At 41.2% G+C, this 25667-nt stretch carries 24 protein-coding genes; 9 read left to right on the forward strand and 15 right to left on the reverse strand.

Annotated elements, in window-relative coordinates; genetic code table 11:
* Window positions 1-30: 30 nt before the first annotated feature.
* Both EHQ58_RS08175 and EHQ58_RS08180 read right to left on the reverse strand, forming a co-directional pair.
* A complete protein-coding gene (locus EHQ58_RS08175; RefSeq protein WP_135623400.1) occupies window positions 31-1272 on the reverse strand; it encodes an MFS transporter in 1242 nt (413 codons plus the stop codon).
* On the reverse strand, window positions 1269-1826 hold the full coding sequence (locus EHQ58_RS08180; RefSeq protein WP_135623401.1) for an NUDIX hydrolase: 558 nt from the start codon (window positions 1824-1826) through the stop codon (window positions 1269-1271). The genes EHQ58_RS08175 and EHQ58_RS08180 overlap by 4 nt, the downstream gene beginning before the upstream one ends.
* 77 nt (window positions 1827-1903) lie before the next feature.
* Between EHQ58_RS08180 and EHQ58_RS08185 the strand changes: the two genes are divergently transcribed.
* The 5 genes from EHQ58_RS08185 (at window position 1904) to EHQ58_RS08205 (ending at window position 7852) form a co-directional block, all read left to right on the forward strand.
* Entirely contained in the window at window positions 1904-2506 is a 603-nt protein-coding gene (locus tag EHQ58_RS08185; protein ID WP_135623402.1) for a glutathione S-transferase family protein, read from the forward strand.
* 73 nt (window positions 2507-2579) lie between these two features.
* Window positions 2580-4598: an ATP-dependent helicase gene (locus EHQ58_RS08190; RefSeq protein ID WP_135623403.1), complete on the forward strand. Its 2019-nt coding sequence runs from the start codon at window positions 2580-2582 to the stop codon at window positions 4596-4598.
* Entirely contained in the window at window positions 4598-5287 is a 690-nt protein-coding gene (locus EHQ58_RS08195; RefSeq protein WP_135623404.1) for an LIC12587 family lipoprotein, read from the forward strand. The genes EHQ58_RS08190 and EHQ58_RS08195 overlap by 1 nt, the downstream gene beginning before the upstream one ends.
* A 7-nt stretch (window positions 5288-5294) precedes the next feature.
* Entirely contained in the window at window positions 5295-7481 is a 2187-nt protein-coding gene (locus EHQ58_RS08200; RefSeq protein ID WP_246047242.1) for an LIC_12586 family protein, read from the forward strand.
* Window positions 7478-7852: a hypothetical protein gene (locus EHQ58_RS08205; protein WP_135623405.1), complete on the forward strand. Its 375-nt coding sequence runs from the start codon at window positions 7478-7480 to the stop codon at window positions 7850-7852. Before EHQ58_RS08200 ends, EHQ58_RS08205 begins: the two co-directional genes overlap by 4 nt.
* On the opposite strand, the gene lpxB is transcribed toward EHQ58_RS08205, so the two are convergent.
* The 11 genes from lpxB to EHQ58_RS08260 all read right to left on the reverse strand — a co-directional run bounded on the left by lpxB (window position 7833) and on the right by EHQ58_RS08260 (window position 17563).
* Window positions 7833-9059: a lipid-A-disaccharide synthase gene (lpxB, locus tag EHQ58_RS08210; protein WP_135623406.1), complete on the reverse strand. Its 1227-nt coding sequence runs from the start codon at window positions 9057-9059 to the stop codon at window positions 7833-7835. The genes EHQ58_RS08205 and lpxB overlap by 20 nt on opposite strands.
* A complete protein-coding gene (locus tag EHQ58_RS08215) occupies window positions 9022-9885 on the reverse strand; it encodes an LpxI family protein (RefSeq protein ID WP_135623407.1) in 864 nt (287 codons plus the stop codon). Before EHQ58_RS08215 ends, lpxB begins: the two co-directional genes overlap by 38 nt.
* Window positions 9885-10181 carry an FmdB family zinc ribbon protein gene (locus tag EHQ58_RS08220; RefSeq protein ID WP_135623408.1) on the reverse strand — a complete coding sequence of 99 codons (297 nt, stop codon included), beginning with the start codon at window positions 10179-10181 and terminating at the stop codon, window positions 9885-9887. Before EHQ58_RS08220 ends, EHQ58_RS08215 begins: the two co-directional genes overlap by 1 nt.
* A gap of 15 nt (window positions 10182-10196) precedes the next feature.
* Complete coding sequence (locus tag EHQ58_RS08225; protein ID WP_167883571.1) at window positions 10197-11582, reverse strand: SH3 domain-containing protein; 1386 nt, start codon at window positions 11580-11582, stop codon at window positions 10197-10199.
* An 84-nt stretch (window positions 11583-11666) separates the two neighbouring features.
* Window positions 11667-13211, reverse strand: a complete 1545-nt coding sequence (locus EHQ58_RS08230; RefSeq protein ID WP_135623410.1) for a TolC family protein — start codon at window positions 13209-13211, stop codon at window positions 11667-11669.
* Between the two features lie 39 nt (window positions 13212-13250).
* Entirely contained in the window at window positions 13251-14141 is an 891-nt protein-coding gene (gene sucD / locus EHQ58_RS08235) for a succinate--CoA ligase subunit alpha (protein ID WP_135623411.1), read from the reverse strand.
* A 9-nt stretch (window positions 14142-14150) separates the two neighbouring features.
* The gene (gene sucC / locus EHQ58_RS08240) at window positions 14151-15320 is read right to left on the reverse strand and encodes an ADP-forming succinate--CoA ligase subunit beta (RefSeq protein ID WP_135623412.1); all 1170 of its coding nucleotides are present in this window, start codon (window positions 15318-15320) and stop codon (window positions 14151-14153) included.
* Between the two features lie 108 nt (window positions 15321-15428).
* Window positions 15429-15779, reverse strand: a complete 351-nt coding sequence (locus EHQ58_RS08245; RefSeq protein ID WP_135623413.1) for a phage holin family protein — start codon at window positions 15777-15779, stop codon at window positions 15429-15431.
* The gene (locus tag EHQ58_RS08250) at window positions 15776-16153 is read right to left on the reverse strand and encodes a lysozyme inhibitor LprI family protein (RefSeq protein ID WP_135623414.1); all 378 of its coding nucleotides are present in this window, start codon (window positions 16151-16153) and stop codon (window positions 15776-15778) included. The genes EHQ58_RS08245 and EHQ58_RS08250 overlap by 4 nt, the downstream gene beginning before the upstream one ends.
* A gap of 26 nt (window positions 16154-16179) precedes the next feature.
* Window positions 16180-17049 (reverse strand): LIC_13029 family protein, encoded by an 870-nt coding sequence (locus EHQ58_RS08255; protein ID WP_167883572.1) that lies wholly within the window; start codon window positions 17047-17049, stop codon window positions 16180-16182.
* A gap of 94 nt (window positions 17050-17143) precedes the next feature.
* Entirely contained in the window at window positions 17144-17563 is a 420-nt protein-coding gene (locus EHQ58_RS08260) for a response regulator (protein WP_135623416.1), read from the reverse strand.
* Between the two features lie 342 nt (window positions 17564-17905).
* On the opposite strand from EHQ58_RS08260, the gene EHQ58_RS08265 reads away from it, so the two are divergent.
* A complete protein-coding gene (locus EHQ58_RS08265) occupies window positions 17906-18994 on the forward strand; it encodes an NAD(P)/FAD-dependent oxidoreductase (RefSeq protein WP_135623417.1) in 1089 nt (362 codons plus the stop codon).
* On the opposite strand, the gene EHQ58_RS08270 is transcribed toward EHQ58_RS08265, so the two are convergent.
* Both EHQ58_RS08270 and EHQ58_RS08275 read right to left on the reverse strand, forming a co-directional pair.
* Entirely contained in the window at window positions 18979-19671 is a 693-nt protein-coding gene (locus tag EHQ58_RS08270) for a hypothetical protein (RefSeq protein WP_135623418.1), read from the reverse strand. The genes EHQ58_RS08265 and EHQ58_RS08270 overlap by 16 nt on opposite strands.
* Before the next feature lie 3 nt (window positions 19672-19674).
* Entirely contained in the window at window positions 19675-21060 is a 1386-nt protein-coding gene (locus EHQ58_RS08275; protein WP_246047244.1) for a hypothetical protein, read from the reverse strand.
* Window positions 21061-21111: 51 nt separating this feature from the next.
* Between EHQ58_RS08275 and EHQ58_RS08280 the strand changes: the two genes are divergently transcribed.
* From EHQ58_RS08280 to EHQ58_RS08295, 3 genes are all read left to right on the forward strand, one after another.
* Window positions 21112-21858 carry an SDR family NAD(P)-dependent oxidoreductase gene (locus EHQ58_RS08280; RefSeq protein WP_135623419.1) on the forward strand — a complete coding sequence of 249 codons (747 nt, stop codon included), beginning with the start codon at window positions 21112-21114 and terminating at the stop codon, window positions 21856-21858.
* Between the two features lie 76 nt (window positions 21859-21934).
* The gene (locus tag EHQ58_RS08285) at window positions 21935-23950 is read left to right on the forward strand and encodes an NADPH-dependent 2,4-dienoyl-CoA reductase (protein ID WP_135623420.1); all 2016 of its coding nucleotides are present in this window, start codon (window positions 21935-21937) and stop codon (window positions 23948-23950) included.
* Between the two features lie 422 nt (window positions 23951-24372).
* Entirely contained in the window at window positions 24373-25638 is a 1266-nt protein-coding gene (locus EHQ58_RS08295; protein WP_135623422.1) for an NAD(P)/FAD-dependent oxidoreductase, read from the forward strand.
* Window positions 25639-25667 lie beyond the last annotated feature (29 nt).

The raw sequence follows: 25667 nt of genomic DNA on the forward strand, positions 1-25667 counted from the left end.
AAAAACGAAAATGAAACAATCCATCATTTTTTAAAGGTGGTCTTTTAATTCGAGTTCTCTCAATTTCGGCGCAAAACGAAATGCAATACTCACAATGAGAAGTGTCATTACACCACCAACAAGGACGGACCCGACAGGACCGAAAAATTTGGCACTCACACCCGACTCGAAAGCTCCGATTTCATTGGAACTTCCAATGAAAATTTTATTGATCGAACTTACCCGACCTCTCATATCCTCAGGTGTCATCGTCTGCATTATCGTTGAGCGAATCACAACGGAGGCACTGTCAAAAACTCCAGATGCAAACAACGCGATGACAGAAAGCCAAAAGGAAGTCGAAATTCCGAAGACGAGCATACACAGTCCAAAACCAAAAACACTGAAAAGTAGAACTTTTCCAGATTTGTGTAGAGGAGGGCGATGGGTTAAAAAGTAGGCCATGACGAGTGCGCCAAATGATGGCGCTGATCTCAAAATGCCAAGTCCTTCGGAGCCGACAAAAAGTATGTCTTTGGCAAATACAGGGAGAAGGGCAATGGCACCGCCAAATAAGACTGCAAACATGTCTAGCGCCATTGCACCTAACATAATTTGATGGTTCCAGACAAAACTTAACCCCGCCTTTAAACTTTGTATCAGTGGCTCTCTAATTTTTTTCTCGAGTAGTGGTCTTGGAGAAATAAATAAAAATAAAAGAAAAGGCAATCCTATACAAAAACAGTCCATGAGGTAAGCGGACTTGATTCCAAACCAACCATACATAAGCCCACCCAGGGCAGGACCAATGACGGCACCAGCCTGAAAAGATGTCCCCATCCAAGCCGCCGAATGCGGGTAATGTTCTCTCGGAACAAGCTGGGTCACAAAACTAAAAATAGCTGGAGAGATAAAACCCCGAGCAATGCCAGATACAAAGATGACTAAAAAAATGGGGTAGGCACCAAAAGTTATAAGCAGATGGGAAAGCGAACCTGTAAAAAGAAGAAGTGAGACAGAGCAGAAAAATAAAACCACGAGACAGATAAGGATGATTGCTCGACGTTCCCTTAGGTCTGCAAGGTGTCCTGCATACAAGGCTACGATGATGGAGGGTATGGCTTCAAAAAGACCAACAAGTCCTAAGTCTAACAGATTTCCCGTAAGCTCATAAACTTGCCAGCCAACGATCGTTGCCTGGATATTGATCGCGAGAACCATAAAGAAGCGAGCGACAATGAAAAAACGAAAGTCTCGATGTTTAAATATGGGAGATGAGAAAAGTTTTGTCATGAAGGATATTTTAGAAAATACAATCCCAATGCCGCCACCATATGCGGATGATGGATTTGACCATCAAATAGATACTCTTTTACCTCTTGTGGGGTAGCAAACAAGATTTCAATATCCTCACCTTCATCGAATTCAACAGGTTCTGTCTCTTTTACATTCCTAGCGATAAAAGAGTAAGACCAGTTCGTGAACATAGCCGGGTTTCCAGAGAACTTATTTAAATATTCATAATCGTTATCTAATGCGGTAAATCCAGTTTCTTCACGTAATTCGCGTTTAGCGGAAATAAGGGCCGCCTCATAGTTTTGACCTTCCTCATCCACGATACCCCCTGGTAGTTCCAGGCTGATTTCTCCTATTCCGTGCCGATACTGTTTGATGAGTAGAATCCTACCGTCTTCCGTAATGGGGATTACATTTACCCAATCCTTTGATTTCAAAACAAAATAGGTTCTGAGCTTATCGGCTCTAGGAAGTTTGATTTCAAAACTTGAAAGAGTATAGATTGGCGTGGGGAAGTGTTCTTTCCAGTTCTTACGTTCTCGGTTTTCCATTGACCTTTCCTTCTTAAAATCTAAAGGGCAGATGGGAAAGTGATTTTCATTTCATTCAAAATTTAAAACTTATGACTATGAAACTTTTTGGAAGTCTGACCTCACCTTATGTACGACGGATTCGCTTTTTAGCTTTGGAGCTAGGTATCGCGCATACTCTAGTGGATACGATGACAGAGGAGGGGCAGGCCGAACTCCGTCAAAAGAATCCCATATGGAAAGTTCCTTATGTGGAATTCGAAGAAGTCAAAATTTGGGACAGCCACGCGATAATGGACTATCTCTTTGAGAAGTATGGATACGGAAGTTTACGTCCCCAAACGTTTGGATCTCATATCGAAGAATCAAATCTGATCTACGCCATCGATGGGGCACTCGATGCAGGCATCAATTTGTTTTATCTAACAAAGGAGGGTGTGAGCCCTGAAACCACGCCTTATCTACAGAAGCAAAAAAACCGCATCGAGTCTGTTATGACATATCTCAAAACAAAGCTAAAAGAGGGCTATTTTTTCTCAGAGAAACGAATGGGAGTTGCGGAACTCAATCTCTACACTGCTCTCGATTGGTACCAGCTCCGAAATGTCTATCCTGTGGCGGACCACTCAGAATTCTCCGGATTTCTGGCAACCCACGGATCTCACCCCCATCTAGAAAAAACGGCTCCTCCCCGGGGCTAAAAGGTGCTTTTTCACTCGACCGAGCCAGGTTCGGTCGAATTATGTCCCTTACCGACTCACGTTTTTACGAATTATGAAACTGAACCCTGCACAAATGGAAGCTGTCAATACGGTCGAAGGACCGCTCCTCGTATTTGCGGGGGCTGGTTCAGGAAAAACGCGGGTCATCACGAACCGCATCGGTCATATGATCGAGAACAAACACATCCCAGCGGGCAAAATTGTGGCTCTCTCTTTTACCAACAAATCGGCAAAAGAGATGGCAGAACGATTGCGCAAGATGGTCCCCCGTGAAAAATTAAAAGGGATCATTCTTTCCACGTTTCACTCGTTAGGGTTAAAAATCTTAAAAGATCATATCACCAAACTTGGTTACCATGAGACGTTTTTACTTTTCAATTCCGGAGACCAAGAATCCTTTGTCTCCGAACTTTTAAAAATCAAAAAATTAGATCCTAAAAAAATTCCACCTAAAGAAATCCTTCGCAGAATCTCTTATTATAAGAATACATTGGGAACTGCCAAGAGCCAATCTCTGGACGTGATGGATGAATTCAATTTAATTGCCCAGGAAATGTATCCTTTGTATGAATCTGGTCTAAAGGAAAAAAATGCTGTCGACTTCGATGATTTGATCTTGTTGCCAAAGCGTCTGTTAGGTGAAATTCCTGAAGTAGCAGAAATTTATCATAAGAAATACCAATATTTTATGGTGGATGAATTTCAGGATACAAACCAACTCCAGTATGAGTTTTTATCTCTTTTTCGTGGAAAAAGCGATAATCTTTGTGTAGTGGGCGACGATGACCAAAGTATTTACGCATTTCGGGGATCTAACGTAGAACTTATTTTAAATTTTGAAAAAGAATTTCCACAGGCAAAAGTTGTTCGATTGCTTGAAAATTATAGATCTACTTCTCCGATCATTGCAGCGGCAAACTCGCTCATCAAAAATAATATAGGAAGAAAAGAAAAAGAACTTTATAGTCGGATCCACTCATCAGAGTTAGTTGAATATTATGAAACTGCAGATGAAAAAGAGGAGGCTATTTTTGTTGCCAGTCGGATACAAAATTTCCTAATAAAGAATGAGTATAAAGGAAATGAGATCGCGATTCTTTTTCGTACCAACTTCCAGTCACGACCTTTCGAAGAGGAACTAAGAAATCGAAATATACCGTATAAGGTAGTCGGTGGCTATAATTTTTTTGACCGAAAAGAGGTTAGGGATTGCATTTCCTACCTTCGTTATGTGGCAAACCCAAAGGATGATTATTCTCTCCTTCGGATTCTCAATTACCCGAAACGTGGGATCGGACCGGGAACGATCCAAAAACTACAAGAAGAAAGCTATCATAGGAACTGCTCACTCTTCGACGTGTTTCTAAAAATCATCGAGGATGTGGACTACCTGACTGAGGTGAAAACCAAGGTCCGCCAAGAGATCTACCACTTTGTCGAACTCATTGAAACCTTCAAAAAAAAGTTCAGCCTTTCCCCAAAACTAGCGCCTGTGCTAAAGGAAATGATCTCCCAAATCGGCTTCGAGCGGGAAATTTCCATGGAGGAATCCGAGGAAAAGGTGATCAAAGCCAGAATTTACAATTTGAGTGAGCTTGTGAACATGCTTTCCTACTTCGAGGATGAGGAAGAACGTACAGAAAAGCCAAAATTATTCGATTTTTTGCAAAGATTGGCTCTATTAATGGAAGATGAGCCGAAAGAAGAAGAGACGGACCGCAGAATTCAGCTTTTGACCATGCACCAGTCCAAGGGGCTTGAATACGATTTAGTATTTTTAGTGGGTCTAGAAGAGGGAATTTTACCGAACTCACGTGTTATAGATATTGGAGAAGCTGTCGATGAAGAAAGAAGGCTTCTTTACGTTGGAATGACCCGTCCCAGACTCAAATTGTACTTGACTGGGGCTCGTACAAGACGCAAATTTGGGGAACAAATCGGGAGTGCGCCCTCACGATTTTTAGAAGAGCTTTCTCGGGACGCAGTTCTTTACTTTCCGATGGAAACGAAGGACAAGGAAGCTGAAACTCAAAATTTCCTTGAGGAATTAGAGAAATTAAAGGTATGCTAATGAAACGACTTTATCCACTAACCCTACTCACGGTGTTGGCGGTATCAATGGGAAACTGTGCTTCCACGGAAGATTCCGTTCGCACGAGTGCCGGCTCAAAAATCAACACGAGCTCGCATCTATCCCAGATTGATCAGATTGACAGGGAATTAAAATCCGCACAGACAGAAGAAGCAAAATCTAAATTGCTCCTTGCGAAAGGAAGATTGCAGTTAGAGCTCGGAAAATATGATGATTCGATCGGCACATTGTCTGCTATCAACGTTGCTAAAAATGCAACTGTGAACACGGGTGAACTGAATTTATATTTGGGAAAGGCCTACATCGGTAAAAACCAATACTCGAAAGCGATTCTTTATCTCAACCAATCGGAAAAACTGGACAAAGTCTACAATCCGGAACGAAAGAAGCTTGTGGTGCAATCTCTGGTCGCAGAAAGAGAATATTATCCGGCACTTGCTGCGCTTACAAAAACCTATCATAAAGGAAACCAGAAGAAAGACGAATTCTATTATGAAACGGCTGCTAAAACCTATCTAAAAATGGGTTTCGAATATAAGAATTCCAGTTTTTATCAAAAAAGCCTTCAAGTGACCAATATGGGATTAGAAGACTTTCCTGAAAATGAGATGCTCAAATCCATCCAAAGGGATTGTTTAGAAGTACTCCAGCCGGACGGTAAGCTCTAATCTACTCTTGAAGTATCCGCAGTCCCTCATTTCCGAAAAGGATGTGAGGGCAAACCTCTCCCAATTTCAAAACCTAACTCGTCTTTATAAAAAGCATCTATTTTCAAGCCTGGCTCTTGCTGCCTTTTTTTTCGTAGTTGTCCTATGCTATTTTGGTTTGGAATACTTTCTAAAAACAAAAAAAGTACCGCTCGTCGCGATCCGGTCCATCGTGACCTCAACGATCAATCAAAAAATCGGTAAAGCCGTCGATCTCGGGGTTGTCGATTTTTCTATTCGCGAAGGCCTCATCCTGGAAGATTTAGTAATTTCGAGAGAGGAAGATTTTTCGTTCAACACGAATTTACTCAAAGTGAAACGTGTTACCTTCCATCTATCCTCTCTTTTCAGTTCGATCCCTCAGATTGACCGGATAGATTTTTTTAGTCCTCAACTGACTTTAAATAATGATGAGGCACTTGAGAAAACCTTACTCGAATATTTTAAATCTACGAAGGTCAAAGAAGTCGTATTTCATGATACTCGTGTTAGCTTTAAGAAAGAAGATATGTCTGTACTTGAATGGAAAGAAGGCTGGGATATTCGATTTTTGCGTAAAAATGGAAAGATCGAAGTCGAGTATGATAACGGTATTTATTGGTTACCGAATGCTACGAGAGTCAAAGGTGAGGGCACATTAGCTGAGGCAGATGCGAATCATTTTAAATTTTCTTTACAGTGGAAAAATTATCCATCAGAGGAAGCACCACTTCTTGTAAGTTATCTTTTCGGATCGAGTATTCAATCTGCAGTTCTGTCAGGTAATGGAAGTTGGGAACGTTCCGAGAAGGGAGAAGACATCATTAAAGGTGATGTTGAATTTGAAAATTCAAATTTCTTGATCTCGCAGTTGCCAGGTTATGTGGTTAACGGATTAAGGTTTCAGGAAAAATTTTTATTTCAAGACAATAAAGAAACTCGAGACTATTCCTCTCTCGATTTTCAGCTGAAAATTGAAGACGAAATTTTGAAGGGAAAAGAGAATTTACTAAAACGTAAAATTGATTTTAAAGTAGATGATTTAGAGCCTATCTCCTCCCTCTTTATTGATTTAGCAACGAGTGAAGGACTACCACTCGTCGGAAAGGCTAGAGGCAGTATAGAAATTGATGAAACGGGTGATAAAAACAAATGGTTTAAAGTAAGAGGTGCGATCGCCTTAGAAGATTTGGAATGGCAATCAGAACGTTTCTCTTTTCGAAATGGTGTCAGTCAGCTGAACATTGCGGAGGGAAATACTGTGAGTTTAACAGTCAAAGGGGAAGTCTTTGATAAACCAGCAAACTTCGATTTGAGTTCAAATCTGGAATGGTCGAGATCCAAAAAAACCGATGGGACTTATTACTATCCGCTAAATTCCAAAACAAAAGCCACTCTCCAAATCCATGAACTATTGGCTAAAAACTGGGCTCCGATGTATGATGCTTGGAAAAAGGAAACCTTGGAAGATATAAAAGAGAGGCAAGAAAAGCTGATCCCTGAGGAATACTTCTATCAGAAAAAAATTTATAAATACTTTTTGGAAGCGATGAACTTCGATCTAACCCTGTTAGTGAATCATTATTTTCCTTATGAGGGGAGTGCTAGCAGCGGTGAATTGAAAGGATCGCTCACCATTAAAGATGGGCGATGGAACACTTCACTTTTGCTGCCAAAAACGGGATCAAAGCTTGGTATCTCCTCGTATTTTGCGACTAAAACTCCTAATTTTTCATTTACGCTTTTTCTAAATGAGTACCCTTGGAACCGACCATGGACGGATGTTTGCGGAATGAATCTCCTACCTGAAAGCGTGAATCTTGATTATTCATTTGCAAGCCAAGGCAGTGATTATTATACTTTGGTAAAAGATTCTAGAATCAATTATACGGCAAAACTCGAACGCGTAAAAGTCGTTGGGAAGGAGCTCTGGACCAAATTGAATTTACCTGAAAAGGCCATACAAGATCCCATCACGCTTGAGTTTACATTAGATCATTATTTCGACATGGATTATATGCGGAATTTAAGTTTAACTTCTGCTAGTATTGACTTAAAAGGCTATGCCCAAAATAAAACTGGATATTTTGTATATAACGTCTATGGACTGATTGGTGAGGCTCGCGGTAGCTGGACTTTCTCTGAGGAAGAAAATAAACGATGCCAAGTCAAATGAATAAGTATCTAGGGAAAGCGCTCCTTTTTGTCACATTATGCCTGTTCCTTGGAGGTTGTCATGAAGAGAAAAATCCTGCGGATGTTCCGCCAGATTTAAAAAATATTCCTTCTTTTGCCGGACAGTGGAAAATACAAGGAATGGAATATGATCCTATGAAAGCAAAACCAGTGAACATTATTTTTTTAGATCCCGAAAATCATAAAGCAATGCTTGGAAATGAGTCTTATGATTTGGAACTGGATTCTCTAGGTCTTCGGATAAAGGCAGATGACAGGGAAAATGCTGTGGGATATTTCTTATTTTCAGAAATCAAAGAACACACCTGGGTCGGAAGTTGGGAAGATAGAGTCATTCGTTTGGCTCGATAAGTTCACCATAGAAGTGCGAAATTTCTTTAGCAGCCAAACGGGCACCATTGAGTGTTCCGAGCTCTCGTTCTTTAGTTTCCTGCAAGATCTTTATAATTTTATTTCGATATTTTCTATTTTCTAGAATTTCCAAAGCTTCTTTTAGAATATACTTCGGTTTGACTTCGTTTTGTGTGATTTCTCTCGCAACTTCTGTTCCAGATAGTATATTGGCTAGCCCTATATACTTTGATTTAATGAGCAAAGAACCGATCAAGTAAGTGAATAAGCTAACTTTGTATAGTATGACCATCGGTTTCTCAAAGAAAAGCCCTTCTAATGTGGCAGTTCCTGAAGCAATCAAAAGCAAATCGCTCGCACTCATCACTCGAAGAGAACTATCCCAAAGATAATGAATTTTTAGAGTAGGAACTTGCGATTTTAAATTTTCAATTTTCGAGAGTATGAATGGTTCTAGACCTTTATTGATATTTGGAAGTAGGAAAACGATTTCCTTCTTTGTCCCTTGGAAGTGTTCATGAAGTAATTTCGCTGTTCCGAGAATCGGATCAATCAGTTTGCTAATTTCTCCTTTTCTAGAACCAGGTAGCAGTCCTATCACGAATCCTTCACCCATCTCTGGTAAACCTGATGGAAGTGCAGGCTCTTTTTTTAACTTTTCAGGTATTCGTTTAGTGATCGGATGACCAACAAACTTTGAATTAACGCCGTACTCTTTGTAAATGGACTCTTCGAATTTAAAAAGAGTTAGCATCAAAGCAATGTGTTCTTTGATATAAAAAATACGCTTAAATTTCCATGCCCAAATTTGAGGAGATACATAAAAAACTGACGGAATTCCGATACCTTTTAGTTCCTTTGCAAGCCTAAGATTAAATCCAGGATAATCGATTAATATAGCAAATTTAGTCTCTCGTTGTTTTGCTTCCTCAACGATTCGAAACAGAAGTTTCTTTAGAAAACTATACTTTTTGATGGCTTCGGAAAAACCAATAACCGCGAGTTTTTCCAGCTCTTCTAGAGATTCAAACCCCTGTGCTTCCATATTGACTCCGCCTACACCGTAATAGGTGAGCTCGGGTCGTAGATTTTTTAATTCAGAAATTAAATCGCCACCCAGTAAATCACCAGAATGTTCCCCCGTAAAAACGAGAACGTTTTGATTTTTGTTACTTATATGCTTTTGGGATTTTTTTTTGGCTACCACTGAGACCTCTCGTGCCGTTCGGTCCATAAACAGCGAAATTTAACTTATTTTTGGTGGCGTAATCGATAACTTCTTCTGGGTTCACAACAAGCGTTTCACCTTCTCGTATGCATAGCGTTTTGCAACCACTTTCTTTCATGACCTCTAAAGTTTGCAAACCGATCGTAGGAAGATCGAACCGTTCATCCTGTTTCGTTTTGGCTGATTTACAGACAACAGCTGTTCCCTTCTTTTTGGTGTATTCACCACCTCTACGGATGGTGGCGTCAGTTCCTTCTACTGCTTCTACAGCAATGATGCTTTCGTCACAGACCACAACCATTTGGCCTACATCCAAATCCGCCATTTTTTCAGCATAACTCATTCCAAAAGAAATGTCTTTTAACTCATCTTTATCAAACCTTTTTGGAGTGTATCTACCTTCTGGGAGTAAAAGAGATTTTAAGTATATCTTTTGGGATATGACTTTCACTCCTAGGGTTTCGAATTCATCAGCAATGGCAAGAAAGATAGGATAATCATTGCGATTGATCGTTTTTGCCAGTATCGACAAGGCCTTCAAATCAAACTTGAGTCCTTGGAATAGAAGATCCTTTCTTACCTTTCCTAACATCAAGATTCTTGAAAGCTTTTCTTGTTTGATGGTTTTTAGTATTTTTCCAATTTGCGTGATATGTACAGGGATAGTTCTTTTTGCATGTTCTCTTGGCTCAAAGTCGGATTCTTTGAGGCCTAAGAATAAGGGATCCTCACCCGAAGCAAGAGCCTCATTCATTCCTATATGAGGGAGTTCTCCGCCTCCAGCAATGATCCCGAGCCTTCCCATTACGACCCTTGGCTTGGCGTCTGAGGCGCTTGGGGTGGTGGTGCCACAGGAGTGGCTTCGTTACTTTTGGCTGATGCCGGAGGCAAGGAAGACGACTCGGATTTGGAGTCAGATTTCTTATAATCGGTAACGTAAAATCCAGTTCCTTTAAAAATAATCCCTGCGGTTCCAGTAATCATTCGCTCCACTTTACCTTTTTTACCACAGAGACATTCCGTGAGGGCATCGTCTTTCATTGACTGAACGTGTTCGAATTGTTTTCCACATGTTTTACATGAATAATCGTAAGTTGCCATATTTCCTCCGTTAGGTTAATTTATGCCTGATTTAATTTCGAAAAGTAACACTTTGTCCCTGGTCGGGTTTTTTGCCAGTGGCAAACAAATCTCCCAATGTGACTTGCCGGATTGATATGCATCCATGGCGATTGGATATGATTTTAAGTTTTGTAGAAGTCCTATGTTTCGTTCTTTCAGACTTCCCACCAGTTTGTCCCCATCTCTAGATTCAATGTATAAAGACAAATTTTGCTTTTGATTCCCCTGGTCTAGAATATATCGATTTCGATTGATCCAAATGGATTCATGGTCTAACTCAATTAGGTAAACAGGTTGGTTATTGTCTTTATAGCTTAGATTCAGTTCGAGTAGGGGAACAGCTTCTTTGGTAATATCTGTCATGTATGAAAATTCAAAATATTTTTTCTCACCACTTAATTTTTTGCAGATCTTTCTAAACTCTTTTGTCTGATTTCCATAAAGTGGAAAGCCTACAGCGCCCGATTCCAAGATTCGTTCTCTCGGAATGTAGGTTCCATAAAATCCTGGAGGCATTTTTTCTCCGAGCCAACTCACGAAATCAAACCGCTCCTCGCTATCCGTTGTGTTAAAACGATTCTCTAGATCAGAAATGTATTTCTGATTTGCTGGAATATTTTCTAAAAAGCCAGAGAAGATCCAAGCAGACTTGCTAAGGTGAGGATAGAAACATTGAACGAAGTATCCAGTTTTTCCTGCGACTGTCTCTGATTGTCCATCTTTCTCAAAACAAAAGGTAGTCTCGGGTATGCTGACTTTTCCTACTTCTTTATTTTCTTTTCCTGGTCCACTTCGTAAATTGACATTCGTTCCTGAGACTGTGAATAGGTTCTCATAAAACAAAGATAAGCTGGAGCTGGAAAGATAGTGTAAGGTTTCTAAGAGAAATGCGGATTCCAATTCGCCGATCGTTTCCATCGGGTATCGGACAATATTCGCAAGCGCCTGACTGTAACCAGCCTCAAGTCCTCTCGGGTCTTCTAAGACTAATTGTAGGAGGTAATGGCTCACTTTGTCTTTGGGGATGGGTTTCTGAATGTTTTGAATTTTGGCAATCAGTGATTTTTTGTAATGTATGCCATGTTTTTTGAGTTTTAGAATATAAGGATCTTCTATATGATAATAAATTCCAAGAGATGTTTCCCATTCCTTTACAATGAGCTCTGGGTGCTCTTCTTTTAAAAATTTTAATGTGCTCTCTTTGGTTTTTGTTTCATTCGCTTTTCTTTCAAGCGCTGAGATGGATTGCGAGAGAAGAGAGATACTAAGTTCACTTTCTATCTTTTTTGACGGAGGATACAGATCCAAGATTCTTTCAAATTCTGATTTTTGGAAATGACCGTATGCCCGATCTTCCAAATCTCGAAAATCGACGAACAAAAATATTCCAAACGCTACAAGGACCAAAAGGCAACTCATAGCGAGAAAGACGCGCGAGCGTATCACAATGGCGATCCTGGGCGATTAATTTTGAAAGTCTTCTGGAAGGAGTTTGGTTCTGTCCACGCCATATTCTTCAAAAAGTGCATTTTTCGAAACATAATATCGATGAAGATTGATGTTGTAATCTACACGTGCTCTAACTAAAGCGAGTTGGTCTTGGACCAATGTATCTAGCGCGTTTTTCACTGTGAGTGCGTTAAATCTCCCTTGCTGAAAAGATCTTACGACACCGCTATAATATTTTTTAGCTTCCTCTTCGGTCTTTTTGGCATTTTCCAACATTTTATAGGATGCTTTTAAAACATCGATACGAGTTCTAACATCATCCGCTACTGATTTCGTCAAATCGTCTTCTTCCAAATTGACTTGTCTTCTTTGGATTTCTGCATCTCGAAGACCGGCTTTCACACCCACATCTCCGATCGGGTAACTGAGGTCCACCGAACCTTGGATCACGGGATAGTTATAAGAAAAGACACCCGACTTGGAATTCGTATAATTTACGCTAGGCCCTTCTAGGTTCTGAGCTTGGTAACCGTATGTTCCAGCAGCTTTTAAGGTAGGCATAGCATCGTTCTTTGCATTTTTGAGCGCTAGCTCCGCATTCTCTTTTTTGCGTTTGATATTTTTAAAATCGGCACGGTTGAGAAATGCATATGCTATATCTTTATCGTAGTCTATGTTTTGTGGAAGTTCATCAGATAAAGGACTTACTTTTGAAAATTTAGAATTTTCAGGTAAATTTAAGGACCGAATTAGCTTTCGTCTAGCCTCATCTTTTTCAGCCAAAGCTTGTGCCATCTGGCCTTCCACTTGTGCAAGTAGGGCATTCCACTGGTTCACTTCGAAAGATTCAGATAGACCTAACCCTTGTTTGCGGATCGTGAGATCACGGATTGTTTTTGTATTTGTAAGTAATTGTTCAAAAGTTTGGTAGCTTGAATCTTTTACGGAAAAATTCCAATAGTCGACGAGGGCATTGACCACTTTTTGCGCCACTTGCTCTTCCAACTGGTCTTTCAAGATCAGAGATTGGTTTTCAATTATCTTCTCTTGGTTCCTTTCCTTGCTACCGAACGCGTTTTTCCAAAGGTCTTGGGAGATGGTCACGTTTAAGGAGTCTGTGTAAAGTGGAGGGAGCCCAAGGGCACCAAAACCTGCGGGAGTTTTCGTCGGGTCTTCAAAGGCGTTTGAGTCAAAACGAGTTGATTTAGCGTCGAGTTTAAAGTAGGTTCCTGTCGTGAAGAGCCTGTCGATACCTGCAGAATAGGTAGTCGTTTGCGTTCTCGTTCCCGAAAATATATTGTTTTGGTTGTATGGAAATTTGTTCTGTTGTAAATCCGCATTCGCAAAGGCACGGTAGGTATATCTACCTTCGAATTTCATCAGATCTGTATCTGCTTTGGCTAACTCAAGACGAGCGCGCATCACTTCTCTGTTATTGGCTATTGTATATTTTACAGCCTCTTTTAGATTGAGAGAGAATCCAGAATCTGTCTCTGCCGCGAGGAGGGCAAGACTTGAGAGAGCCATTATGACCACAGAAAGTATTGAACGTCGTTCCATATTCACTATATAAGACTCCCTCAAGGTATCGATCCGCTCTTATTTTCCGAGCGCAACCTTCATTTTTTCGCCGACTTCGCCAATATGGGCACAGATACTAATCCCAGCGTCTTTCATCGCCGCAATTTTGGAAGTCGCTGTTCCCATGCCTCCTGAAATGATGGCACCCGCGTGGCCCATACGTTTTCCAGGAGGGGCTGTTTGGCCTGCAATAAAACCAACCACAGGCTTTTTGCAATGGGCTTTGATATAGGCTGCCGCTTCTTCTTCCGAAGTACCACCAATCTCACCAATCATCACGATCCCCTGGGTGTCAGGATCTTCATTTAAAAGGCGCACCGCTTCCGTATGGTTCATTCCAGGAACAGGATCCCCGCCAATACCGATACAAGTGGATTGGCCAAGGCCTGCAGCTGTTAGGGAGGCAACGGATTCATAGGTCAAAGTGCCAGAACGAGAAACAATCCCGATCTTCCCTGGAGTGTGAATGAAACCAGGCATAATACCCATTTTCACTTTATGAAGAGGGTTGATCACACCAGGACAGTTGGGTCCCACTAACTTCGATTTGGAATTGCGTAAGACACTATAAACCTTGAGCATATCGTGAGTCGGAATCCCTTCTGTGATACAAACAATGAGAGGGATCTCAGCAAACAAACCTTCGAGGATGGCATCCGCAGCAAAGGGAGGAGGAACAAAAATGATGGCCGCATTAGCTCCATCTTCTTTCATCGCATCCTTAATCGTATTGCGAACGGGAACTGATTTTCCAGTCTCGGATGTCCAAGTTTGGCCACCTTTTCCAGGCGTCACACCTGCAACCACCTTTGTGCCATACTCTAACATCTGTGTGGCGTGGAAGGATCCTTCCTTTCCCGTAATCCCTTGGACAACAACTTTTGTATTCGCGTCTACTAAAACACTCATGATTTCTCCCTACTTTCCAATGAGCGAAACGATTTTGTCCGCCGCATCACGAAGTCCTTCAACTCCGACAATATTTAGTCCTGATTCATTTAGGATTTTTTTGCCTTCTTCAGCATTTGTTCCTTTGAGTCTCACGACGACTGGTACGTGAATGTTTACTTTTTTAGCAGCTTCAATGACTCCATTTGCCACTCGGTCACAACGCACAATGCCACCGAAAATATTAACAAAAATACCTTTTACATTTGGATCTGATAGGATCAAACGAAAGCCATTTTCTACTGTAACAGGATTTGCCCCGCCCCCAACATCAAGGAAGTTCGCTGGTTCGGCTCCTGCAAGCTTAACGATGTCCATAGTTGCCATCGCAAGACCAGCCCCATTTACCATACAGCCAATGTTACCATCGAGTTTAACATAATTTAGGTCAAATTCTTTGGCTTTTACTTCGTAAGGGTCTTCTTCAGTAATGTCACGTAGCGCAACGTTTTCTGGATGTCTGAATAATGCGTTTTCGTCTAGATCGAGTTTACAGTCGCCTGCAACGATTTCGTTTTGTTTGGTGAGAATAAGAGGGTTTATCTCAAGCATCGCAGCATCTTCTTTGATGTAAGCGTTGTAGATTGCTGCAACTAAACTTGCAAAAGATTTTTGTGCTTCGGCTGGAATGCCAAGTGCAAAAGCAAGTTCTCGAATCTGAGCCGGTTGCACGCCAATGCCCGGATCGATTTGGATTTTAATGATTTTTTCGGGAGTGTCATGAGCCACTTCTTCAATGTCCATGCCACCTTCAGTCGAAGCCATAAGAATCGTTTTGCGATAAGCTCGATCAAGAAGGATAGATAGGTAATATTCCTTTGCGATTTCGAGTCCTTGTTCGAGATATACTTTTAGGACTTTTTTACCTTCGGGACCTGTTTGCGGTGTAACGAGTTGCATGCCTAGGATTTTGTCAATGGCTGCCTTAGCATCTTCTTTGGTCTTTGTAACCTTGACACCGCCACCTTTTCCACGCCCACCGGCATGAATCTGTGCTTTTACGACAACGACGGGTGATTTTTGTACGACTTCGTTATATGCTTTTTCCCAGTCACTCGCCGTTTCGACGATTTTTCCGAAGGGGACGTTAGCATTATGTCTACGTAGGATTTCTTTGGCCTGGTATTCGTGGACTTTCATGGATTTCCTTGTCTATTTGTTGGTAACGGAAACGTTCCGACACTTTCGTTACTTGGTTCAGATTCGGATTTTGAGATGTCCTGTCAAGTCATCTGCACTTCCAAGTTGCTACCTCCGCATGAGTAGGGAAGCAAGGGAAAGACAGAGCCCGCCCCAGAACGCCGCAGAGAAACTGGGAACACCTAGAAGATTTGGGAACATTCGGCTAAGCAAAATGAGTACAATCGCATTGGCAAGTAGTCCGAGCAGTCCGAGACTGAGATAGTAGAGGAGCCACCCAAGTCCAAGAGTAGAAATTACAAATAGCCAACGGACAATCCAGTTGAGAACGATAAACCCAATGACAATCCAGATGGCATTGGTGGCATCGCCCTTGACTCTAAAATCCGAATGAATCCACGGAAAGACAAAGAGGACAACGATGGCTTGCAGTAGTATCGAGACAATGAAATGAATCATGGGGCGTTAAATTCGCTTGGTTGGCATCCGGTACTTTTGCATTCTCGGATTCGGTCGTTTAAGAAATTCGTTCTGCTTACCGTTTTATTTTTTGCACAGTCCATATTGACAAAAGATCCTCTTTCATCCTTCCAGCTGCATTCTGTATTGCGCTCTTGAATCCAAGTAAGCTGGGTTTCTTTGAGTTTCTTTTTTAATTTAGCATCAATCAAAGTGTTTAGCTTTTTGTAGGAATCATTTAATTCTTTATCCGCTTGGAAGTATACTTTTTGTAAGCAATACAATCCATCAAAGCCTTCTTTGACTTGATCGCAGTTGTCGGCAAATACGGCACTTGAGAGTAAAAACATAAATAAGACTATCAATTGTTTCATGGGTTCCTTTTTTTATTTAAGCAATATTAGGCGGCGATCATTTCTGAGACTTGCATGATCCAAGATGTATAAAAGTTCGCAAGAGATCTGAGTAAAAATAAATCAGAATCGAGAACATTCGATTTTGAGAAATCTGTATTTTTGATCGCTTGGATCGCTTGGGCATACTTTGGTCGAAATTTCAAAAGCGGAGTGTCTGCGGAAATGTAGCTGAGGATACGAATTTTCATGTCATCATCAAAGTTATACTCTTTACCCCACTCATTGATGAGTGTATCACAGTTGTACTTTTTAGAGAGGAGTTGTTGGGCAACAATATTGCGAAACATAAATTCGAGTGCTGTAATGGTCAGGTCCTTATGAAGGAGGGCAACTTCGGAGACAATGTTGTCTTTTTTAAATAGGGCATCTTTCAAGTTACCAATCGCTAATATTTTAGCATTCATCGCATTATACGCGCGGTAATTGATGATCAGGTTTTCTCTTTCTTGTGGAGAAAGTCCATCATCCTGTTTTGAAGCTAAATTCTGTTCGGCAACATCTTCAGATTTTCCAGCACTGAGGAAATCAATGGTTTGAAATAGAATGTCCAAGGAAAAGTGGTTCCGTCTATCTTTCCGATACATTTGTTCTTTTTGATAACTTAAAACAACCCGATTCACAAAATCTTTAATATCCACGATGCGGAATCGTCCCGCACTCAGTAACAGTTTATGAAAGGATTCTTTAAAGCTTGGATCGTCGGAGTTCTCTAGACTTGAAAAACTGGTTTCAAAGTTTTTCAAAAATGTATCTTTCAATAGCTGAACCGAACCTTCGCCGATTTCCGGCTGCCGGAGGAGGATCTTCCAAAATAGGGAAGCTTCGTTTCGAATGTGATGCGTTTTTTTTTCCAATTCTCTTTTTTTCAAATCATCCAAGGCCATAGTGATATTATAGTACTATCCCGAAAAATTGGCAATCATTGTTTTTGTGGAAGTTGAGATTATGTTAGGTGTTTAAGCAACAAGCGCGAACCTGTTCCATCAATTCCTTGGAATTCCAAGGTTTGGTAAAAAAAGCAATCGTATTTGCCTCTGTTTTTAGCCTTTCCATGGCGATTGCATCTGCATGACCAGTGATCAGAATGGATTTCACTTGAGGGTGTTTTTGATGGATTTTGATTAAAAACTCATCGCCTTTCATTTCGGGCATCAGCCAGTCTGAGAGGACAAGAATGACATGGACACCAGAGAGGAAAAGCTCATCGATCATTTCCAAGGCTTCCTTCGGATTTAACGCGCTTTCAAAATAGAATTGGTTTCCAAACTCTCTTTTTAGTTCCTGTACAAGCGAAAGTAACAAGATTGGCTCATCATCGACGCAGAGGATCGCAGGTTTCGTAAGGGTTTCTAATCTTGTATCATTCATTGATATTTCTGCTTCCCTTCGACAGGGAGAACTACCCTGAAGTTTGTCTCGCCCCTGCAAGAGGAAAATTTGATGCGATCAAACACTGTTTTCACTCTTTTTTTTATAGCTGTCAAGCCCAAGCTCTTTTCCTTCTCTCACTTTTTTGAAGTAAAAAACGGATTTAACCGAGTGAGCTTGCGATCTTCGAGTAGGGCATACAAAAGGCAGAGTATTTTCCTCATCGCGCGTTTGGACAAACTTTCCTTTTGGTAGATAGAAAAAAAAACTTGGATCGGCAATTGCTGATAGCCTGGATTCGGGAATCAAAATCATATCCAATTTAAGTAAGGATTAATCAAAGTGATACTTGTAGTCGGATCAGGCATCGTGGGTTCTTGGGTGGCCTACCAAATTAGCAAAATTTCAAAGGAAGATGTGGTTGTTTGCGATTACGCGGAACATCGAGGCGATGGGATCAGCGGAAGAAATTCCGGAGTTCTACATTCAGGTATTTATTATCCAAAGGAATCAGAAAAACTAAAACACTGTCTACGAGGTTATCATCTAACACTCGAATTCCTAAAGGAGAACCATATACCTTTTGATCTTTGTGGAAAATACATTACCGTTGGAGGAAACGGAGATCTTTCTCACAAATCAGAAAAATTACATTTATTATATGAAAAAGCACTTCAATATGAAATCAATGAAACGAATCTCATTGATCATCTCGAATCTATTCATCCCTTTTTAAAGGGGAATTTGGCACTTAACATACAAAAAACAGGTGTTGTTGCCGTTCCTGAATATTTGAAACGTCTTTGGGAAATGTGTGAGGCAAGCGGTGTTCTTTTTCTAAAAGGTAAAAAATGTAGCATAGAAAATGGATCTATCTATTTAACAGATGTTCAGGATGGTAGCAAGGAGCTTGCGGAAGTATCTGGTTTTGTGAATGCAGCAGGTTTGTATTCTGACGAGATCATAAGGCAAGCTGGGAATCATCAGTATGAAATTCGTCCAAATAAGGGTGAATACTTTAGACTAAAGAAAACTTTGCCATTACAGAAGTTAGTTTACCCCCTTCCTGAAGAACATAGCACAGCTCTGGGAGTACATTATACCTTCCATTTGAACGGGGAAGCCTATGCTGGTCCCAATTCCAATTGGTCTAGCAGTAAAGATGACTATAAGATGGAAACACCAAGGGATGCCTTTTATGAATCTCTTTGCAATATCACTAATTATTATAAGGAAGACGATTTGAGTGAAGGGTATGTAGGACTCAGGCCACGTCTTTTTAAAAACGGTAGCGCTCACACAGACTTTTTAATCGAACAGCATCCAGTAGATCGTCCTTGGCTACACTTACTAGGGATTGAAAGTCCTGGTCTCACTTCCTCTCCTTCCATCGGAGAAGAGGTAGCAAAACGGATTCAGTCCTTTTTGTAAAAAACTCCATTCACGTCCACTCTTCGTAAAAAGCGATTGTCCGTTGTTGTGCGGCTCGGAAAAAATCCTGCTTCCACGTCGGGTTGGGCACTGATGCTTTTTAGCTTTTGGATGTCTTCATAACAAGCCTGCATGAATAATTGGTGTCCGCAGCCAAGCAAATGGTAACCTTCATGTACGAGGGTGGATTTCGGACTCGTGAAGAGGAGTTGTAACGTGGAGATGTATTTAGCTTTGATGTAACCTCTCGTGTTTGTATGAGTTTCAACAGCTCCTTGCATCTCAAGCTTGATTCCAATACCTGCAAAGATTCCTAGAGTGAAAAATTCATACAGAAGGTCCTTCCACTGTCTGCCCTTTAAGTATAGAATACGATCACATTCTTTTGTTAAAGGAACGGTATAGAGAAAGGATAAAATATCAAATCCAGTGAACCCTGGACGTTCCATTTTCCCCTGATCGACATAAATCGCGCGCAGCGAGTAGAGCTTTAGTTCTTCATTCCAAGCGGAAAACAAGGACTCAATCTCTTCTGCTTCGATCCCATTTTCAGAAAGAGTGCAGACTTTGATTTCTCGCATTTGTCCAAAATCCATCGTCTCCCTGATTGAATCTTCATGAAATCCAACGGTTGTACAATGCATCGTTAGCAGTAAAAAAACAATCGATAAGCGCATGGGTTACCAGGGAGTGAGGGGACCTGGCGGGCGCAGAAAGGATATCTTGTTTCCGCCCGATACGGCAATGACCTCTTTTCCTACCGGATTCGAGGCAAAATTAGACGTACTTAGATTTGATTCCAAACCAACATTCGAAAAGACTAAAGTTCCCTTTGAGGCATGGATGATATAAAAATCATTAGAAGAATGATTCCCACCAATCACGATGAAATCATTAGAGGCGGAGATGATTTTTCCGGCCTCTACTTTCGAAGAGATGAAAATTTCCTTTTTTATTTTTAGATCAAACACATGGAATTGAATGTAGCCCGATTCCACACCCGCAGAAATAAATAGATACCGATTGTCCGGTGAGATTGATAAACTCCGAATCGTTTGTCTATCTTTTGTGGCTAAATCTTCCGATTCGCTTAGTGGGATAAATAGGACATCGCCAGCAAGTTTGTTCTCGACTAATGAGGTATTTTTATTTTTTATCATTGTCTGTTCTGTGATTTCTATTATGCGCCCATGTGCAGTTCCGAAGAGTATGGATTTCCGATTTTCGGAATAAACAAAGGGCAATTGGAAGTGTGCGATTTCAAATCCTGCAGGTTGGTCCCAGTTTGCTGTTTCTGGATCGCAGGTTAATTGATAATCAAGTAGAGCCTTTCCTGATTTCGTATCATAAATGATAAACCGACGATCATAGAAATTAGGTCCTTCCATATTATGCTTGTAAGATGCAAGAATTCTTTTCCCACCATGGATAAAAACGGCTCGGTCAATGGTCATAATCCAATTCATACCTAATTCGGCTTCTTCCCTTTGTTTTGCTTCTTCTTCCCCTGGAAAACGATAATCTATAGCAGCGGTTAAGCTGTGAAATTCGGATTGGATGACGGGAAATGACTTTTGAATTTGCCCATTATCCGTGGACCTCAAAACTAGAAATCTTTCCGACGCTTGGATATTTGGATCTGTCTGTCCAAAAGATAAGAACGATTTTCCATCGGGCGAGATATCAAAGATTGCCGGACCATCATATTCCTTTTGAAACATCATCTTTGCGTTTGCTTTCCAGATTTGTGAACCATCTTTCAACTGGATGCGATATAGATTGAAATCGGTCGTACCAAGTATGATGGACTTGCCATCCGGGAGATACTGAAAGCTAAAGATATTTTCTCCGTTCGTATCCAATACCAAACTGTTTTGAATTTGCCATGCGATTTTTGGATCTACTTTCTCGGAACGGAACGGGGAATTTTCAAAGTATCTAGAGGTTTCTGCACTGAGCAGGATTGATAATAGTAGAACGATTGGTATTACGATTCGTTTATGCACAAAATGGTAGTATGTTATATTTGAAAAATCGTCAAGGAGAAAGTGAATTTTCTGTTTCAAATAGAGGCGCGAACCGTATTTCTTGACTAGGAAGAATTTAAGTTTAGAAATATGGATTTAGAAAACAAACGTATTGTCATTACAGGCGCGGCCTCGGGTATCGGTCAGGCGACACTTGCCATGCTCTCCAAGGTAAAAGGTGTTAAAATTTTAGCAGCTGATCTTCAAGATAAAGAAATCCAAGTAGCCGATAATATTTATCCTGTTAGATGTGATGTATCACTAGATGTGAACATTCGGAATTTGATCAGCAAAGCCGATAGATTCATCGGTGGTATTGATATTTTTTTTGCCAATGCAGGATTTGCGTATTATGAAAGAATTCAAAAAGGCGATTGGGGAAGGATCGATAGGATTTATAAAACCAATGTGTATTCTCCTATCTTTACCGTAACCTTACTCAACACGGAAAGAAAAGATCCCTTTTTGTTTATCGTCACTGCCTCTGCGATGAGTCATCTCCCTTTACCAGGTTATGCGATGTATTCATCCACTAAGGCGGCAATACATTCTTTTATGGATGTCTACAGATTTGAATTAAAAGCAGGCAATCGAATCATGGTTGTCTACCCGATTGCCACTCGCACCCAATTCTTTGGTGCAGCCGGGGAAAGAGTGGCCGTTCCCTTTCCAAGCCAGACAGCCCAAACCGTAGCGAAAAAAATCCTTGCAGGCATTCGTTCTGATGCGACTTCCGTCTATCCTTCGTTAATGTTTAGTTTCACTCTCTTTTTTGACCGCTTTTTATTTTTCCCTTTGAAAATCTACCAATGGCTGGAAAGTAAAAAAGTAAAGTAAGGAATTCCTTAAATCAGAGCACAAGGTTGAATATCTTCTTCTTGCCAAAATTGAGATTGTATTTTGTGTTTGAGGAATGAATTCTTATCCGCACTTACTCGCACCTCTTGATCTTGGATTTACAACTTTAAAGAACAGAACCCTTATGGGGTCAATGCATACTGGCCTTGAAGAAGCAGAGAATGGCTATGCACGAATGGCTGCTTTTTACGCGGAGAGAGCGAAAGGTGGTTGTGCTCTGATCGTAACGGGAGGCATTGCCCCAAGCATGGCAGGTAGAGTGGCCAAGGGTGGTAGCGTGATGGATAGTCTGGAAGAGGCAAACCATCACAAGGTAGTTACAGGTGCCGTTCATGCCGAAGGCGGCAAAATTGCCATGCAAATCCTCCATACGGGCAGGTATGGCTATCATGATAAGATCGTAGGAGCCTCAACGCTTCGAGCTCCGATCAATATGTTCAAGCCACATCCTTTGACTCATGAAGAGATTCTCGGAACCATCGAAGAATTTGCAACCTGTGCGAGCCTTGCCCGTGAGGCAGGGTATGATGGAGTTGAGATTATGGGAAGTGAAGGGTACCTCATCAATCAATTCATCGCTCGTCGGACAAACAACCGAGAAGACGAATGGGGTGGAAGTTTCGAAAATAGAATTCGTTTCCCGCTCGAAGTCATCAGGGCAGTCCGAAAAAAAGTAGGGAAGGACTTTATTATTATTTATCGTTTATCAATGTTAGATCTGGTGGATGAAGGAGGTAACATTGATGAGGTGCTACTGCTTGCAAAAGAAGTTGAAAAAGCTGGAGCTACCATCATCAATACAGGCATTGGCTGGCATGAAGCAAGAATTCCTACGATTGCCATGATGGTCCCTCGTGCTGCCTTCACTTGGGTGACGGCAAAAGTAAAAGGCCATGTCCAAATTCCACTTGTCACTTCCAACCGTATCAATACACCCGAGATTGCTGAGAGAGTACTTGCTCGTGGCGATGCGGATATGGTTTCTATGGCAAGGCCTTTCCTTGCGGATTCTCAATTTGTAAACAAAGCCATGGCCGGAAAACCAGAGGAGATCAATACCTGCATCGCCTGCAACCAAGCCTGTTTAGATCATATCTTTGTAGGAAAAACGGCCAGCTGTCTTGTAAATCCTAGAGCCTGCCACGAAACAGAACTCGTCATTGAGCCGGCCTTAAAAAAGAAGAGAATCGCTGTGGTGGGGGCAGGTCCTGGAGGCATGTCTTGTGCCACTACACTTGGCATGAGAGGGCACGATGTTACTTTGTATGACGCAGCGAACGAACTGGGTGGACAGTTAAACATAGCTCGTCGCATCCCAGGCAAAGAAGAATTCAAAGAGACCATACGTTACTTCTCAAATCAGATCAAAATTACAGGCGTTAAACTGCAACTGGGTAAAAAAGTATCTGCCGAGGAGTTGCTTTCCGAAAAATTTGATGAAATTGTCCTTGCGACTGGTGTGAGTCCACGGATGCCTTCCATTCCTGGTGTGGAGGGTGCACAAGTACTCAGTTATGTGGATTTGATTTTGCACGGAAAACCTGCTGGGAAAAATGTGGCGGTCATCGGTGCCGGTGGGATCGGGTATGACGTTAGTATCTATTTAACAGATGCAGGCCATCCATTTACAAAGGAAAACTATTTGAAGGAATGGGGGATTGATACTTCGATCCAAAAAAATGGCGGACTTTCCGAAAAAACAGAAATGAAATCAGATCGTCATATAACAATGCTTAAGCGTTCGAACAGTAAATTTGGCGCGACTCTCGGAAAAACGACGGGATGGATTCATAAGACATCACTCGAAGATCGAAAAGTTGAACAAATCTCTGGGGTGGAATATAAATCCATTGATAAAGAAGGAGTATTGATTTCTGTGAAAGGAGTTGAAAAAAAGATTCCTGCAGATACGGTTGTCATCTGTGCTGGACAAGATTCCAGAAGAGAACTATTGGAACCGCTCCAGACGGGTGGGGCCACAGTGCACCTGATTGGTGGTGCCGACCTTGCATCGGAATTGGATGCCAAACGCGCGATAGACCAGGGAACCCGTTTAGCAGCCAGTATCTAGATCATTTACATGTTGCAATGGTGCCATCAGTGTTGTATTTCACGCTGGCACCTGATGTAAATTGTAGATACTTTACTCCATCTACACACACTTCATCGGAACCGAAGTATTTGGCACACCCTCTCGAAAGAGAACCGCAGCCGACCAAAAATAGCGAAGAGAATAGAAATAGTTTTTTCATGGTTTGATCGAATCATATGATAAGAAAAGTATCAATTTTGTTTTTTTAGTTTGCTTGCGTGCGAGCACATTACTATAAAATTACTCTTTCATAGCTTTGCCCCGTTTTTGACCTAGGACCTGACATCTTCCAACTAGGTGATATGTATCTTTTCACTTTGCCTTTAAGACGAAATCTTAAAGAAAAGAGAGAAAGGTAAGGTCATTTTACTTTTGCAAGCTTCTAATGAATAGAGGTAAAAATGAAAACCAAAAAGAAGGTGATTGTGATCGGGGCAGGTTTTGGTGGACTGCAGGTGGTTCATACTCTTGCCAATCGGAAAGACTTTGAAGTCATCGTTATTGATAAAACGAACCATCATTTGTTCCAGCCTCTTTTATACCAAGTGGCAACGGCCGTCCTCTCTCCTGCAGACATTGCGATTCCTACTCGTTCCATCACGACCAATTATAAAAATGTGAAACTCTATATGGCGCGTGTGGACAAAATTGACTTTGAAACTAACGAAGTGTATTTCGGAAATGGGAAGGAGACCTATGATTTTCTTGTGATCGCCACCGGCGCTCAGACAAGTTATTTCGGAAATGAGGAATGGAAAAAACACACCTTTGGGCTGAAAAATTTAAAGGATGCGCTAGCGATTCGTCGGCAGATTCTCCTTTCTTTTGAGGAAGCAGAACTTTCTGGCGATCCCGAAAAGATTGAACAGATGTTAAATTATGTAATCATTGGAGGAGGTCCAACTGGGGTTGAACTCGCAGGCTCAATCGCTGAATTATCCCATAATATTATCCGCAAGGATTTTCGCATCATTGATTCTGCAAATACAAAAGTGACTCTCATAGAAGCAGGTCCCCGTCTTCTATCCAATTTTCATGAGGACTTAAGTGAGTTCACGAAAAAGAAATTGGAAGAGCGTGGTGTTGAAATTTTACTTAACTCACCTGTTAAGTCCATTGATGCAGATGGTATCGAGCTTACGAATCGAAAGATAAAATCAAAAACTGTAATTTGGGCAGCAGGAGTCGAAGCTGCAGGGATCACACGTGCTCTTCCCTTTTCCAAAGACAGGTCAGGTAGGCTCATTGTGGACGGGTATTGTCGAATCAGTGAAAAACCAAATGTATATGTCATTGGTGATGCCGCCAGTTTTTCATATAACATGAAACGTCCGTTACCTGGTGTTTCTCCTGTGGCGATGCAGCAAGGTAGATTTGTGGCATCCTTTCTTAGAAATGGTCTCGATGAATCAAGGATGCGACCATTTACTTATTTTGACAAAGGCAATATGGCAACAATTGGTAGGACCGATGCGGTTGCAGAGTTTTCCATCTTTCGCTTAAAAGGATTTTTTGGATGGATGGGCTGGCTATTTGTCCACTTGGTCTACCAAGTTGGATTTAAGAATAAGATGAGCACACTTCTGAGTTGGATTTGGAGCTATCTCACTTTCCGAGCGGGGGCTCGTCTCATCCAAGAAGAAATCAATGAACCGAAACAATTATAGAATTTAATCTCGTTAGGTATAAAAGAAGA

Origin of the sequence: Leptospira ognonensis (genome assembly GCF_004770745.1) — a bacterium.
Classification (GTDB): Bacteria; Spirochaetota; Leptospiria; order Leptospirales; family Leptospiraceae; genus Leptospira_A; species Leptospira_A ognonensis.

What these genes read in the sequence shown, in the direction of transcription:
- EHQ58_RS08175 (WP_135623400.1), bottom strand. Translation starts at nt 1,272, where the DNA reads ATGACAAAACTTTTCTCATCTCCCATATTTAAACATCGAGACTTTCGT.
- EHQ58_RS08180 (WP_135623401.1), bottom strand. Translation starts at nt 1,826, where the DNA reads ATGGAAAACCGAGAACGTAAGAACTGGAAAGAACACTTCCCCACGCCA.
- EHQ58_RS08185 (WP_135623402.1), top strand. Translation starts at nt 1,904, where the DNA reads ATGAAACTTTTTGGAAGTCTGACCTCACCTTATGTACGACGGATTCGC.
- EHQ58_RS08190 (WP_135623403.1), top strand. Translation starts at nt 2,580, where the DNA reads ATGAAACTGAACCCTGCACAAATGGAAGCTGTCAATACGGTCGAAGGA.
- EHQ58_RS08195 (WP_135623404.1), top strand. Translation starts at nt 4,598, where the DNA reads ATGAAACGACTTTATCCACTAACCCTACTCACGGTGTTGGCGGTATCA.
- EHQ58_RS08205 (WP_135623405.1), top strand. Translation starts at nt 7,478, where the DNA reads ATGAATAAGTATCTAGGGAAAGCGCTCCTTTTTGTCACATTATGCCTG.
- EHQ58_RS08215 (WP_135623407.1), bottom strand. Translation starts at nt 9,885, where the DNA reads ATGGGAAGGCTCGGGATCATTGCTGGAGGCGGAGAACTCCCTCATATA.
- EHQ58_RS08220 (WP_135623408.1), bottom strand. Translation starts at nt 10,181, where the DNA reads ATGGCAACTTACGATTATTCATGTAAAACATGTGGAAAACAATTCGAA.
- EHQ58_RS08230 (WP_135623410.1), bottom strand. Translation starts at nt 13,211, where the DNA reads ATGGAACGACGTTCAATACTTTCTGTGGTCATAATGGCTCTCTCAAGT.
- sucD (WP_135623411.1), bottom strand. Translation starts at nt 14,141, where the DNA reads ATGAGTGTTTTAGTAGACGCGAATACAAAAGTTGTTGTCCAAGGGATT.
- sucC (WP_135623412.1), bottom strand. Translation starts at nt 15,320, where the DNA reads ATGAAAGTCCACGAATACCAGGCCAAAGAAATCCTACGTAGACATAAT.
- EHQ58_RS08245 (WP_135623413.1), bottom strand. Translation starts at nt 15,779, where the DNA reads ATGATTCATTTCATTGTCTCGATACTACTGCAAGCCATCGTTGTCCTC.
- EHQ58_RS08250 (WP_135623414.1), bottom strand. Translation starts at nt 16,153, where the DNA reads ATGAAACAATTGATAGTCTTATTTATGTTTTTACTCTCAAGTGCCGTA.
- EHQ58_RS08260 (WP_135623416.1), bottom strand. Translation starts at nt 17,563, where the DNA reads ATGAATGATACAAGATTAGAAACCCTTACGAAACCTGCGATCCTCTGC.
- EHQ58_RS08270 (WP_135623418.1), bottom strand. Translation starts at nt 19,671, where the DNA reads ATGCGCTTATCGATTGTTTTTTTACTGCTAACGATGCATTGTACAACC.
- EHQ58_RS08280 (WP_135623419.1), top strand. Translation starts at nt 21,112, where the DNA reads ATGGATTTAGAAAACAAACGTATTGTCATTACAGGCGCGGCCTCGGGT.
- EHQ58_RS08285 (WP_135623420.1), top strand. Translation starts at nt 21,935, where the DNA reads ATGAATTCTTATCCGCACTTACTCGCACCTCTTGATCTTGGATTTACA.
- EHQ58_RS08295 (WP_135623422.1), top strand. Translation starts at nt 24,373, where the DNA reads ATGAAAACCAAAAAGAAGGTGATTGTGATCGGGGCAGGTTTTGGTGGA.